Annotated in this window: 13 protein-coding genes and 1 pseudogene; 5 read left to right on the top strand and 9 right to left on the bottom strand. The window is 65.4% G+C overall.

The window, feature by feature from the left end:
* Positions 1-723: 723 nt before the first annotated feature.
* The 6 genes from C1I95_RS25225 to C1I95_RS25200 all read right to left on the bottom strand — a co-directional run bounded on the left by C1I95_RS25225 (position 724) and on the right by C1I95_RS25200 (position 7,169).
* Positions 724-1,959, bottom strand: a complete 1,236-nt coding sequence (locus tag C1I95_RS25225) for a hypothetical protein (protein WP_111217312.1) — start codon at positions 1,957-1,959, stop codon at positions 724-726.
* 113 nt (positions 1,960-2,072) lie between these two features.
* Positions 2,073-3,431 carry a hypothetical protein gene (locus tag C1I95_RS25220; protein ID WP_146605834.1) on the bottom strand — a complete coding sequence of 453 codons (1,359 nt, stop codon included), beginning with the start codon at positions 3,429-3,431 and terminating at the stop codon, positions 2,073-2,075.
* Between the two features lie 133 nt (positions 3,432-3,564).
* Positions 3,565-4,503, bottom strand: coding sequence for a hypothetical protein (locus tag C1I95_RS25215; RefSeq protein ID WP_146605833.1), 939 nt, complete (start codon positions 4,501-4,503; stop codon positions 3,565-3,567).
* Positions 4,504-4,505: 2 nt separating this feature from the next.
* The gene (locus tag C1I95_RS25210; protein ID WP_111217306.1) at positions 4,506-5,705 is read right to left on the bottom strand and encodes a hypothetical protein; all 1,200 of its coding nucleotides are present in this window, start codon (positions 5,703-5,705) and stop codon (positions 4,506-4,508) included.
* Positions 5,702-6,277 carry an RNA polymerase sigma factor gene (locus C1I95_RS25205; RefSeq protein ID WP_158566469.1) on the bottom strand — a complete coding sequence of 192 codons (576 nt, stop codon included), beginning with the start codon at positions 6,275-6,277 and terminating at the stop codon, positions 5,702-5,704. Before C1I95_RS25205 ends, C1I95_RS25210 begins: the two co-directional genes overlap by 4 nt.
* A gap of 301 nt (positions 6,278-6,578) precedes the next feature.
* Positions 6,579-7,169, bottom strand: coding sequence for a hypothetical protein (locus C1I95_RS25200; protein WP_146605832.1), 591 nt, complete (start codon positions 7,167-7,169; stop codon positions 6,579-6,581).
* A gap of 538 nt (positions 7,170-7,707) precedes the next feature.
* On the opposite strand from C1I95_RS25200, the gene C1I95_RS25195 reads away from it, so the two are divergent.
* The 4 genes and pseudogenes from C1I95_RS25195 (at position 7,708) to C1I95_RS25180 (ending at position 10,945) form a co-directional block, all read left to right on the top strand.
* Positions 7,708-8,430 carry an ion transporter gene (locus C1I95_RS25195; protein ID WP_158566468.1) on the top strand — a complete coding sequence of 241 codons (723 nt, stop codon included), beginning with the start codon at positions 7,708-7,710 and terminating at the stop codon, positions 8,428-8,430.
* Between the two features lie 114 nt (positions 8,431-8,544).
* Positions 8,545-9,331: pseudogene (locus tag C1I95_RS25190) on the top strand (transposase family protein).
* 130 nt (positions 9,332-9,461) lie between these two features.
* On the top strand, positions 9,462-9,689 hold the full coding sequence (locus tag C1I95_RS25185; RefSeq protein WP_199523902.1) for a hypothetical protein: 228 nt from the start codon (positions 9,462-9,464) through the stop codon (positions 9,687-9,689).
* Between the two features lie 335 nt (positions 9,690-10,024).
* Positions 10,025-10,945, top strand: a complete 921-nt coding sequence (locus C1I95_RS25180; RefSeq protein ID WP_158566467.1) for an endonuclease domain-containing protein — start codon at positions 10,025-10,027, stop codon at positions 10,943-10,945.
* Positions 10,946-11,278: 333 nt separating this feature from the next.
* Here C1I95_RS25180 and C1I95_RS25175 read toward each other — a convergent pair whose 3' ends face one another.
* From C1I95_RS25175 to C1I95_RS25165, 3 genes are all read right to left on the bottom strand, one after another.
* Positions 11,279-11,779, bottom strand: coding sequence for a hypothetical protein (locus tag C1I95_RS25175; protein ID WP_111217296.1), 501 nt, complete (start codon positions 11,777-11,779; stop codon positions 11,279-11,281).
* 702 nt (positions 11,780-12,481) lie between these two features.
* Positions 12,482-12,724, bottom strand: coding sequence for a hypothetical protein (locus C1I95_RS35410; RefSeq protein WP_158566466.1), 243 nt, complete (start codon positions 12,722-12,724; stop codon positions 12,482-12,484).
* Positions 12,725-12,804: 80 nt separating this feature from the next.
* The gene (locus C1I95_RS25165) at positions 12,805-13,176 is read right to left on the bottom strand and encodes an ArsR/SmtB family transcription factor (RefSeq protein WP_111217294.1); all 372 of its coding nucleotides are present in this window, start codon (positions 13,174-13,176) and stop codon (positions 12,805-12,807) included.
* A gap of 89 nt (positions 13,177-13,265) precedes the next feature.
* On the opposite strand from C1I95_RS25165, the gene C1I95_RS36570 reads away from it, so the two are divergent.
* Positions 13,266-13,465, top strand: a 200-nt coding sequence (locus C1I95_RS36570; RefSeq protein WP_233513870.1) for a hypothetical protein, incomplete at its 3' end; no start/stop codon positions are given.

Raw genomic sequence — 13,465 nt, 5'->3', positions numbered from 1 at the left:
GCCCCGCCCACGCCAGGGCACCGACCCAGCTCAGCACCGACCGCGACGCCCCGCAGCAACTCCCACCACTAAGATCCACATCACTAGCTACAGTGGACAACCGCCAACGGTCGGCCGAGGGACACCTCAGCCATGATCCAGACTGGGCAGCACGCAAACGCACTGGCCAGCACCCACGCCCACGAACCGCCCCTCGGACGGCACAAGAACTTTGGAGCACCAACGGAGCACCAAGCTCCCACATGCTGGAAGATCGCACCACATACTGGGAAGCGATCAAGGCCACGACCGGCGTTTCCGCTGGTCGTGGCCTTGATCGGATTGCGCGCCCGAAGGGACTCGAACCCCTAACCTTCTGATCCGTAGGAGGAAGGGCGGCGAACCTTCCCCACCAGATACAAAGTCTCATACCCCGTGCTGTTTTGCAAGCCCTTCGTCCACGTGGAGGGCTTTTCGTTTCGGCTGGTCCGCGCGCTGCGACGAGCGGGTTCAGCAGGGCTGCAGCGCGCGCCGATGCTCCCGTGCTGAACTAGTCGCGCTCGTGCTCGTTCGGTGCCGAACATCCGAGCACCAACGGAGCACCATCCGAGGCTCACCGCACCCGCGTAGATCGCGATCGCTTGCGGGCTCGGCGAGCCGGCCTGAGGCGTCGGCGAGTTGCGCCGCGATGGCGGGTCGGAAGACCGCGGCGCAGCGTTCCGCCCGGTGAACGGAAGCTCGCTTTCAAGATGCTTGCGGCAGGACGACGGGAAGCAGTGACAGCCTGATGACGCGTTTCTGGTCCCCGCCTGCATGGAGCAGATAATCGCGACGGCGGGTTGGCTCGTCTGGAGTGATGGCCTGCAGCAACCGTGGATGCTGGGCCAGACAGGCGCCGGCACGGTTGATCACGGCGCTGGTGTCCACTCGGTCGCGGATGAACAAGATAAGGGCGACTCGGGTGTCACGCCAGACGGTGTAACCGAGCAGTTGGTCGACGGCCTCGGCGAACTTGGCTGGACCGTGCCAAATCTTGCACTCCCCGATAAACGCGTCTCGATCGCGCCACCGCAGCAGGATGTCCGTCTTGCCGTCTCCCAGGAACGTTTCGCCGGTCGCTGCCCCCTGGTAGTTCGCGTTGAGGATGAACAGGAGGAAGTCCCGGATGGTTTCCTCGTCTTCGCGCAGCAGCTTGCTCGCTGAGCGAACGAGGCGTTCGAGCGCGGCGGTGAAGGACATGATCGTGGCGGTGATGTCCTCCGCGATCTGCTCGGCGAGGTGCCACTCCTGGGTCCCCGCCGCAACGGCGGCGTCGAGTTGCGCGACGGTTACCCTGCGGGTCTGCAGCGGGATGCGTTGCTCCGTCGACCGTGGGGCGACCGGGATGCCCAGGGCGTCTGTCGCCGCGAGGACTGCGCGTACCCTGCGGGCACGCGCACCGACGGTGGCCATCACCTGCGCACGCATGTCCGCTCGATGGTGCTGGATTTCGTCATTGGCGGCAGCCGCCGCCTCCCGAAGACTTTGTTGAAACTCTTCGATGACCTGCCCGAACCTGACGGTATCGGCCATCGCGTCAGCGACCTCCTCGTTGGTCGCCTGAGCAATCATCAGATAGCACTTGGCGGGCTCATCACCCTCGCTGTTCGCACCGGAAAGAACCCCGCGAGAGCTGAGAGCGCTGGACGCGCCATCGACCATGACGCAAAGGTTCAGCTCGACCAGCGGCTCCTCGCGCCCGTGGGACGGCAGTTCGAGTGTCTCAACCCAAAGCCCCACATGATCAACCGTGACGGAGGCGGCGGCGCACTCGTCGACGATGGCATCGACCAAGGCGGCTACCGATGTCCGGGCGACCATGTCGTCAGGTACCTCGCGTGCACGAGCGAGTGCGATCTTCAGCCGCGACTCGTACTCCGTCGCGTTACGCCAGATCGATTCCCACAGCGGGTGATGTGTGAGCGGCAAGCCAGCCTCCATTAATCAATCCTGCCTGACAACCCATGCGTTGATCGACCTGTCGAACCATCGCCCCGGTTTCGCCGTCCTCGACGACCACCGCAGGCATCACCGCCAGATCGTGTCAAAGGTGGCTAGGCCATTGCCGCCTCAAGCTCTACGTAGCGGTAGTAGCTCTCGGCATCCTCCAAGGTCCGGACCGTGTTCAGGAAGCGCCGCCATTCGGCCTCTCCAGCAGCGCCGAGATGGGTGGTGGCGCGGTGGAGATCGACAGCGTGCTGCAACATGTCTCCCGCGGTACGGCACTGCTTGTTCGCTGCCCAGTTCGTCAGCGTCTGGTCCAGCAGCTCGGTGTCGAGCAGGGGCCCGTAGGGGATGACAGCCAGACGAGTCACGTGCTCGGCTTGCCTCCATCCACCGGCTTCGGCGAGAAGCTGAGGAACGTGGCGCACGAAGTATTGGTGCGGCTTTCGCGCCATCACGGTGGCTCGGTTATCCGTGCCGAGCCGGTCGACGGCGCCCTGAAGACGGGGTAGGCGCTGACGTGCCAGGTCGACCCTTGCCATGGCGAGGACCTCGGCGTGGGCATCCGGCAGTGCCTCGTGGCCCGTCGGTGCCAGGCCATCGACGAGCCCGTCTAGGCGCTCGGCGATCGGGTCGCTGATCTGTTCCCAGAACACATCGAGATCTCCGAGTCGCGCGACCGCCCTCAACACCTGGTCACCGGGCAGGGTTGCCAGATGGTCCAAGGACTTGGGCAGTATTTCGCGGATGAGGTCTCTGTCAGCGTCGGCGAAGGCATGAACGCACTGCGCCATGCGGTCGGCGAGTGTGATCGGGTCGACGGATGCCCCGAGGTCAGGCGGCAGCTCACGGATCGCGTGCTTCACGGCCAGGTCGACGATCTTGCGCCGGGCGACGCGGCGGGTTCGATGCAGGAACGTAGCGGTGATGTGTGTGGGGCTTGCGGCGAACAGCGGGTCACATAGATGCTGCTTAAATTCCTCGAGGACCCGCCGGCCCTGGCTCGGGGGCTGTGTCAGCAGGGCGTCCAGCGCTATCGCCAGGTGCGCCCGAGCGGTCTCGGGCCGCGGGTCGTACGCCTCACCAAGGCTTCGCAGCGATGGATGGGCACACAGGTGGCGATCCTCTCGCAGTCGATTCAGTTCCCGCTGGCTGATCGCGTCAATGAGTTCGAATTGGACAGCGAGATCGAGCAGCCCGCGCTCGATCTCCTGCATCGTCTTGACCGACGCGGGTGCGAGCCCTGCGCTCTGAGCACCTTCGACCTTCGCTTGAAACGTCCGCGCGTCGCCATCGCCGTCGTCGGCCAGCCGCACAATCTTGTCGATGAGATCGGCGGACACCGCAGCCCATGTCACGACGATACATCCGCGGATCGCCCCAGCGTTGTAGCACCGCCACGCCTCACGGGCTAGGGGCCGAACCTCGGGATTCCACACCCGGTGAACCTGTTCCTCGATGTCCCGCATTGCCCCTCCGAATCAGTCCTCGGTTACGTCGCACAGTCCGTTAACCCGAAGGCGGCTGATGCAGCCACCGGGCCGGCCGAGCCCGATCCTCTTGGCCCTTGCACCTCAGAACGTGCCGTCCTGCAAATGACGGCTACCGAGCGAAGGATCGGACAGCGATGTGGCATCGGCCTGTATCGTTAAGGTGGCGTCGCTTGCGCTGCAAGACCTCGTCGAGCCCGATCCGTGCGTCGAGTACGAGAAATAGGTCGTCGCCGTCGAGAGTGATGAACGGACAGCCCTGCGCGTGGGGGATCTCCAGGAATCCCTGGGTGAATCCGCTGATGCTCACGAACAGGCCTAGCGTGTTCCGGCCCTTGCGCTGGACCTTCGCGGCGAACACGTCGGCTTGGTCGCGTTCGATGCGCGCCTGGCACCATTTGGCTTCCAGTAGGTAGTCGTCGGTGTTGAAGGTGAACGAGCCGTCGATCTGCTCGAACGGCACGTTGTAGGCGATCCGGGGCTGCATATCGTGAAGGTCCAGCAGCCGGTAGAGCACCGCTTCGAACTGCCGCCCGCGGCCTTGCGGGTCGGTGCTCGCGCTCAGCGTGAGGAACTCCGCCTTGACCTCCATCAGTGCATCGTCGAATCGGCGCTGGGCTGCTTGCCGGACTTCGGTGACGCGTTTCTGCGCCTGAACGCGTTCCTGGCCGTCAAGGTCTGCCCGGTACTGCTTCGTGATCTTCCGCAGCGTTTCGATCGCGCTGCGCGCCCGTGCGGTCAGCTGGTCTGCGTCGACCTGGCTGGCGAGGTTCGGGAATACCGTCATCTCCGCCAGTTCGGTCATCATCTGCAGCGTCGTCTGGTGATACCGGGCATCTTGTGCGAGAAGCTGCACGACCATGCCCGCCACCGAACGCTTGACTTGGCTGAAGTCCAAGCGGGCGAGAAGTTCTGGGTGTTCGTGCAGCGCTATGCGCACGTGGCGCTCGAACGGTGCCTTGTTCCAACATATTGCCGCCAATGCTTCCGCGAGGGCTTCGTATGCCTGTGCGGTGATTCTCTTTCCAGCCAGTCCGGCAGCAGTGGTCATCGTCATTCCCTCTCAGTGCTTGCAGTCGCTGGCTCAGCGCGAAGACCGGACGGGACGACGAGACCATCAGATTGCTCTAGCCAGGCATCGGGATGCAGCAAACCACCAGCCTCAGCAGTCATCAGGTCGAAGGCGACTCTGCTCAAGCCGCCACGGTCGAACTGCTGCGCCAGCGTTCTGGCAACAGTCTTGCACTCGAAGACCACCTCATAAGATGCATCACGCCCTCCATTAGCACCGGCCTGAGCCAACAGCCGCCAGTCAAACGTGCGCCGAAGCTTATCGACGTCTCCACCTGCGAACTCATAGAGCTGCAGTAGTTCGTCCTGCGTCTTGCTCGCACGCGGGCGACTCGCGGAACGGGTGGCGGCGAACACCCGCTCCCTGCATATCCTCGACCATTGGGAAATCAAGCCATCTGCCGGGCTACTGGCTAGGACCAACATGTGGCGCGCGCTAGACAAATTAACGTCGACGGGAATCTCGCTATGCGCGTGCGTCTTGACGACGATGGACGTAATTGCGACAAGCATGCTCGGCGCGATCGACCGACCCACGTCCGCTCGATACGTTAAAGGTGTTATGAGGTTGTGCGCGGGCCAGTAAGCGTGCCACCACGGGATATTGCGCGCGCATTCATCTACCAGGCTCGCCGTGTTCGCGCTGGGACGGGCGCGCATCTCCGCCAGGGCGATAATCGACTCTGCCCGCTGGCGGGCCCCTTCGATGATCCTTCGGGCTGACTCGCGCGCCTGCGCCACGGACGGCGCCTCAACGGACAGTTCCTCGGTCAGCGCCCGCTCCAGCGCGGACAACGGCCGGGTCCACGGCAAGAAGTCGTGATCGATGTCAGCCAGGGCCGCGCGCAACTCAGCCAGGTCAGCCAGTTTGTCCGCCGCCTGGCCAAGTCCGTGCCGGGCCGCACGTCCAAGCCAGTGCTCGGCGCGGTCCAGGTCACCCCGGTCCAGGTAGCCCAGTCCCAACTCGAAGGCGTCCCTGGCGATCTCGTCCAGTTCGGCATCACATGCAGCTAACTCGTCCGCGTCATCCGGGCCGGCCGGCACATTCTCGATCGCGGCCATCATCTCACCGAAGCTCTTCAGGCGGCTGTCGAAGCCATCAGGAAGAGCGGCCTCGCCGAGCGCGATCAGCTGCCTGTCCAGGTCATCCATGCCGTTCTCGTCCTTGTGATCTCCGGTCATCGCGTCACTTCCTGGGTGGTCGCCCGCTGCTGGTCGTATCCGGCCAGCGCCGGGCTTGTCCGCATCGCGGTTCTGGCTTGGCCGTACAGCGTCTTGACGGTCTCTTCACCGATGTTCAGGAGTCCGGCGACCTGCCTGCGGGTGAGCCGGTCAACACCGATGAGTGTCAGCACCTGCCGCTGTCGGCTCGTTAGCGCAGTGATGGCACGTTGCAGGTCCACCCGTGACGGCACCGTGCTACCGGGGTCCACTGTGTCGGCCGATTTGGTGCGCAGTTGCTGCCGCTCGACCGCGGCCTCCAGAATCTCGTCCCCAAGAGTGAGCGCCGTCCGTCCGTTGCTCTCGTAGATGTCCACGATGCGTCGCCACGCAATCCGCATCAGCACCACCTCCGGCAACCGGAGCGTGTCCCACTGACGCATCAGGTGCGCCCAGGTCTGCTGCTCGACCTGCTCGGCTATCCCCGGGTCGGCTATCCGGCGCTGAATGAACGCCGCCACACGGCGATGGTGCTGCTCGTAGAACGCCTCACGCGGATCGGCGTCCTTTGCCTGCGCACTGCCATCCGCCACTATGGCCCGTCCCATCGTCGTCAAAGCTCTGCGGGAATGAGTGAGTCCCGCGCGCACCGCCGTCCCCGACGGAGTTGAGCAGAAGCCTCACGTTACGGCGACGCCACCCCGTCCCACCGGCGCTTCCCAGTCACCAGGCACGTCAGCTGCCCGCCAACAGTCAAGTCCGCTAGTGGCCCTGCATCGGGGGATGCATGTGACCCAGCTCACTGCGCGCAGCGTCGCGCTCCTACTCCGGCTTCACGACGAACGCGCCCCAGCCACCCCACGCTCTCCAACCGTCGCCGACTGCGTCGACGAACTACGCACCCCTCCCCGTACTGGAACGGAAGAAGCGGGGTTCGGCGGCCGCCGGCTCCTGATCGTTCTGGCGGGCACGGTCTTCCGACATATCCTGTTCGTAGTCCCCGCGTGCGCCGGGCACGAAGACCGCGCCGCTGGACGTCGTCGCCACCTCGATCTTCGTCAGCTGGTAGGTGTAGGTGTTGTTGTCGTGGCGATGGTGTTCGCCCAGATCGCACACGAGGTACTCCGCCGATTCGAGCTGTTGGAGCCTTGCCGTCGCCCATTCCTTGCTCTGCCGCCACTGCTGCTGCTGCCGAAGCGGGTTCGGGATCACGATCCCCGTGACGAAGTCCATCCCCGCAGCGATGTCCGTCCCGGGCGTCACCACGAGGGCGAGCGGCTCGACCGCAGCATTCATCCAGGCCGGCAGTTCGACCACACGGCGCGACCTGTCCGCGAGTGATCGGAAGTAAATGCCGTCGTGGACCCCGATCGACCTGCATAGTTGAAGCAGAGGACCCGTGTCGAGTGCGACGCCCTGGAGTTGAAACGACAGGTGTGTCTGCATCGCCCAGCCGTACTCGTATGCGCTGATCTTTGAGGTCAAGGTGCAGGAACCTCCGTCGCAGTTATCCGTAGCAGAACTCTTCGCTGTGGTGTGCGCCAGGAGTGTCGGCCCGAGTTCTCCAGCCAGTCAGCCTGCGGTGAACACGGCGGCGCCGAACCCGTGCCAGTTCGTCCTCGCCTGATGAGACTCCACCTAGCGTCGGGCGAGGTCCAGCCGAGGCTGGCAAGCTTGTCAACGACGTCGAGCACGTCGCGTTCGTGGCGCGCCGGTGCGTCAATGTCGAGTGTGACCCCGCTGCCCTTGGCGATCACCCAGTCGACGTCGACGATGTTCGCGCCGCGCGGTGGTGCTTCCGGCGATCGCGGCCCGATATTCTGGCGCTCCGCCACGCAATCGCGGACCTAGATCCTGCCCGCCGGAGAAGGGCGCGTCCGGGCTCCCGCAGGCGATAAGGGAGGAAGGACCGTTCAGGTGATCATGCGGGGGAAGCTCGCCGAGTTTGTGGACTCGCGCTCCGTCCAACTTCCGATCATGGCGCTCATCGCACTGAACGTGGTTGTCGTCAGCGTGGGAGGCGGTGCCGAGCGTTACCAACGTGACACGTGGGCTTCTCGGGCAGATCCTCCTAACGGCGTTCGTGGTCGAGGTGCTGCTCAGGCTTTACATCTCTCGCGTCGCCTACCTCTGGGACCCGTGGAACTGCTTCGATCTCCTTGTCATTGGCGCCGCCTTGCTCCCTGGCGCCGCAGTGTTCTCGGTCCTGCGAGCCCTGCGTCCGATACGCATGATCAGGTTGACACGTGGCGGGCCCCGGCCGATCCCCGGAGTCGTCACTGTCACGGGAATGCTGGTGCTCGTCACCTACCTGGCGGGCGTGATCGCGACCGACCTGTTCAGAGCCCTCGCACCGCAGCATTTTGGCCACCTCGGACGTTCGCTGTGGACACTGTTCCAGGTGACGACAGGTGACAACTGGGCGGAAATCGCCGACGCGGTCATGGCAGAGCGCCCGGCGGCATGGGTCTTCTTCCTCGTCTACATCGTGATCACCACGTACGTCCTCCTCGGCCTTCTCCTTGCCGTTGTGGTCAAGGGCATGGCGGAGTTCTTCTCGGATCAGAATGCCGAGGCGTCTCATGCGCCAGAACCGGCGCAGACGGATCCGACCAGTGCCCACCAAGACACGGCGCTCGCACAGCAACTCGCCGCGCTGCACGACGAGGTCAGAACGCTGCGTCTTCTGCTCGACCGCGACATCCCCAAACCCGCCCGTGCCATCGACGATCTGGAGTCGACGTGACAACGGGACCGGAAACGGTCGGTGAGCGGACCCCGCTAGCGGCGCCGATGACCGACGCCGCGGCTAAGGGACGTCTCGTAATTCCGTAGGCGGTCCATGGTGGATCATGTCTGGGTGCAGGTGATCCCGGCGGCCCGCCCGGAGTGGATCTTCCCGTTCACCGGGCTGCAGCCCGTCCAGTTCCGCAGGCAGGTCCGGCTGGTCGCCGAGCCTGGCGGGGACGCGATCGCTGACGGTCGGCCGGGCCGGCAGTGGTCGCTTGACCTCGCCGATCGGGTGCTGCTGGTCGCCGCGTACTGGCGCACGAACCTGACGATGCGGCAGATCGGTCCGCTGTTCGGGGTGTCCCACTCCGCCGCGCACCGGGTCATCGACACCCTCGGCCCCCTGCTCGCCCTGGCCCCGGTAGGCCGACGCCGGGTCGACCAGATCGCCATCGTCGACGGCACCCTGATCCCGACCCGCGATCACCGGCTGGCCGCCCGAGCAAGAACTACCGCTACAGCACGAACCTGCAGGTCGCGATTGACGCCCACACCCGCATCGTCATCGCCCTCGGCGACCCGCAACCCGGCAACCCGGCAACCGCAACGACACCATCGTCTACCGCACCAGCGGCATCGACCAGAAACTCGCAGGTAGGCCGGTCATGGCCGACGGCGCCTACCGCGGCAACCCCGACGTGATCATCCCCTACCGCAAGCCCGCCGACGGCACCGAACTACCCGACTGGAAGAAGGACCTGAACAGGCAACACCGCACCGTCCGAGCACAGGTCGAACACGCCCTCGCCCGCATGAAGACCTTCAAGATCCTGCGCGACTACCGCCGCGCCGCCCACACATTGGCCGACACCGCTTCCGGCATCGCCCACCTCCACAACATCATCCTGGCGGGGTGACACCAGCATCGTTGCCAGGCAACGCCTTCACCGAGTTACGAGACGTCCTTTAGGGACAGCGCCTGGGTGGTGACTCCACCGGCCCGGCGAGGCTAGATCGTGCCATACGTGGCAGAATCGTTCGACCCCGTTGGGATCACCGCTCGACAGCGCCTACGGCATCGCCATCTACATTCGGCGCAGGCTCCACGGCGTGCTTCGGCCCAGCCCCCCGTCACTGCACCGGCTTTCACACACCGTGCTGGTCTATGTTCGCAACTGTCGCGAGGCCGAACTACTGGCCGGCACCGGCACCATCGATCCGGCCCGCATCATTCACGTCGATCTCTCCGATCACGAGCAGCTGTCGCTGATCTAGTTGGACCAGGTGTATCCCGCCAGATGCGATGCCCCCTGAGCCTGGTCCAAGCCGAAGACTGCGATCAGCCCGACGGCGGCCAAAAGGACGAAGGAAGACGCGACCCAGATTCGCAAGCACATAGTGGCCTCCAATGCCAGCACTTCGAATTCGATTCGGAAAGGGTATCAATCCTTTGCCGACGCGGGCACCCTTCGATGATGACCGCCGCATCGACCAACGCGACGTTCAGCAGCTCGCGCAGAGGGCGTTGTCCGTACCCCCGGGCGACGACAAGCGCACGCTGCTTAGCCCAGCGCCGATCGGGGTCAGCTGGGGCAGCGCATACTCTGGGAATGCTGACCCGACCTGAGGGCCTGAGAGTCGGCCCGACCGTAACGGCAGGCCCTGCGCCGGTCAGCGACACGACCGGCACACCACCGGCGACCGCGCAGCGGTCGCTGGACCTGCCGGTGGTCGGCACGTTGGCCGACCTGCCCGAGCATCGACGCGAGGCGGCGCTGTGGCATTTCGCCTACGACTGGACATACGGTGGCCTGGACTATGACGGCGTCGACGACCTCGTCCGGGACCAGTCGCCCCTGCCGTGTCTCCGGCGCCCCCACCCCGGGTCGGCGCAGGATCTCACCGCGGTGCTGGGCAGCGATGGCCGCTACCACCTCTGCCGTGACAACGGTCCCGTCTGCGCCAGCAAACGACGTCGCAGCGACGGCGCCAGTGGATACCGCCATGAGCAAACGGTGCGCTGGTGGGTGAGTTCCATCGGCTACCACACCCGCCTGCGGCTCGGCACCACAGCCGTGAGGCACGAGCGGATCGTGCAATGGCAGGTCGAGTTGACGCAGGCGAGTATCGATCCTGCGCTGGTGCGGGGCCGGCAGCGGTGCGCGGCCCGCGCGGAATGGCCCGGCTACCAAGGGACCGACACCGCGCTGGGGCGGATGCGGGCGGCTCTCGTCGCGGCAGCCGGCGCACGGTGTCATGCCTGCGGCGGCCAAGCCGGCACCTCCGTCGACCATGACCACCTGACCAACCAGGTCCGCGGCCTGCTGTGCCTACCGTGCAACAACCAGATCGAGCACTGCCTGCACGTAGCGAACTGCCCGTTCGCCGACTACCTCAACAGCCCGCCGGCCGCCCATCTGAACTTTGCCTACCCCCGCCCGTACAACGTCCGGCACACCAGCGTGGACGACCTCCGCGTTGAGCACCTCGGGTTCGACCCCCGCTACGGCCGAGGCAGTAAACGCCGATAGCAAGGTGGTAGAACAGCAAGTGGGCGGCGTTCTCAGACTCTGGATCGTGCCATGGGTGCGGGACCAATTCGCCGTACAGGGCGGCGAACATGGTGCCCGCGGTCCGGCGGGACCCAGGTGTCGGCGTACGGGTTCCGGTGCAGAGTCGGGTACGCGAAATGTGCAAAGCGTCGGGGACGGGAAGCGCTCGGCGCGCCGCGACGACGGCCAGCCCGACGGCCCGCGTCCGCTATTCACTCTGAGTGATCTATGGACGTGGGCTGGCACCCGGATCGCGGCTAAATCCGGATGCCCGACTGGGGGCTGTCGGGCACGATCGGCGACAGCGCAGCGCTATGACTTCCGTAGCGGGCCCTGCTGAAGTCCGACTTTGCCGCCGATGGCGATCCCGGTCAACATCACGACGGCGGCGACGCCAACGGTCGTCTTGGTCATCCATCGGTCCAGGTAGCGCTTGTGTTCGGAATCCTTAGCGTCGTCCTTGTCGCTGAGCTGCACGAGCAAATCGTTCAGATACCTACGGGTCTGCGGATCGAGGTTGTCGTCTTTGAGCTGAGCGATGATCGACGCCCGCGCCTCCCGCCGTCCCTGGTAGCCGTACTCCTGGCTCTTCTCGTCGGATGCCAGGGTTGCCTCGTGCACCTTGCGGACGGTGCTCATCGCTTTGACGAGGATCTTCTGGATCTCGGGAAGCTGCTTGAGGACCGCCAGCCGGACCTCCTTGTCCAGGTCGGGCATCATGGCCACCAGCTGCAGGTAGTGGTCCTTGCGGAGCTTGCGCCAGTTGTCGATGCCCAAGGCCATCTTGACGTCGTCCGCACTGGTGTAGTCCATGCTGGGCCGTCCTGCCGAAGGATCTCCTCGGCGCAGAGTGTAGCCGGGCGCAGCCACGGCCTACGGCCGGCGATCCGTGGCGTACGGCGCGGAGAGCTGTGGGGCTGGGACGAGCTGCGGGGCAGCCTCATCAATGACGTCGCCGCCCTCAACAAGGTCGAGTTCTCCGGCTGGTACTGGTGCGACCGCCTCCAGGTGAAGCCCCTCGATCAGCCGCCGATGGACTCGACAGTCACTCGACATCCTCGCGGTCCGCCGCAGAGGCGATCGAAGAGATCAGGAAGTGCTTCGACCTGTATCCGGCGTTGAAGCCGCCGGGGCCGAGGATGTCGCGCTGTGTAACCGATGGTTCTGAATGAGAGGCCGTCAGCTCGACCGTCAGCTCACTGTCGCACCGACAGATGTCGATGGCTACTGGTACTCGGCGGCGTACGCGGCTCTGCACTGCAACTCGTACGCCGGCAGACGCCCCCGACCGACGCAGCGGCGTCCGCAGACGACCCGTTCGACGTCAGCACGGAGCTGCGCGCCACCAAGGCACGGCTCACGGAACTCACCCGTTTCGTGGACGAACTCGACGCCGACCTCAGCCAGCTTCGCCCTGCCGAGCGGGATGCCCGCGCCGCCGAAGTAGCAGCCGCCGCCGAGGTCGACAACGCAACGACTACGGCTATCAGCCCGTATCTCGCCGAACGCGACGCACTAACCCGACGGCGGCAGGCTGCAGCCACGGCTCTGCAGCGCACGGAGGGCGCCCAGCAGCGTCGCCCCAGGCCCATGGTATTGGTTCCACCGCTGCTGCCGATGATCTCGGAAGTCCCGGATTCCCTGCACCAGGCCCGCCAGAACGTTTCGGCCGAAGAATGCCTGATTGCCGGCAGGGCCGACGTCGAGCACGTGGTCGTACCACTGCTTGAACTCCGGCTGTGCTTCCTCGTCCGCCATGACGGCAGGCTAGAACCTTCGCTTACGGCCCTCGTACCGCCGGGTCAGGCGGCGCTGGCGGCGGTCTTCGATGGCGTCGGTCAGCGGGTCTTCTTCGTTGCTCGTTTGCGGGGTGGGGTCAACAGGTCGGCGATCGTGGCGATGGCGGACGGCACGAGGCGGTAGTACGCCCAGACGCCGCGCTTGTCTCGCTCGAGCAGGCCGGCCTCGGTGAGGATCCGCAGGTGGTGGCTGACGGTCGGCTGGGAGAGTCCGAGGGGCGCGGTGAGGTCACTGACGGACGCCTCCCCCTGCGGAGTCGATTGGATCAGGCTGAGCAGTCGCAGCCGGGCCGGGTCGGCGAACGCCTTGAGCACTCCCGCGAGCCGTTCGGCATCGGCGCGTTCGATCGGCTCGCCAGCGAGGGGCGAGATGGCGGGCGTCGCAGTCTTCACAGTTCCCACGTCTTGCATCGTTGCAGCAAACACCGTCGATTAGCTGGTGAACGAGGGCAGGATCACCGTGAGTTCGTGTGGGGGCCCACCGCTTCTACCGGCTCGGCATGATGATCTACGGATCGAGGGAGGTGTCGAGCGTGCCCGGCTTGTGTGGTGTGGTGGTCGTCGGGGTCGGGCAGGCGGGTCTGGCGGCGGGCTACCATCTGCGCCGCGCCGGTCTGGAGTACGTCAAACCTCGACGCCCAGTTGCTGCCGGGTGGCGCGTGGCGGCATGGCCGGGGGATCGTTGCGGTTGTTCTCGCCG

It is taken from the genome of Micromonospora craterilacus, assembly GCF_003236315.1.
Classification (GTDB): domain Bacteria; phylum Actinomycetota; class Actinomycetes; order Mycobacteriales; family Micromonosporaceae; genus Micromonospora; species Micromonospora craterilacus.
The sequence above is the reverse complement of the archived record's forward strand: the minus strand, read 5'-3'. Positions and strand labels throughout refer to the sequence as shown.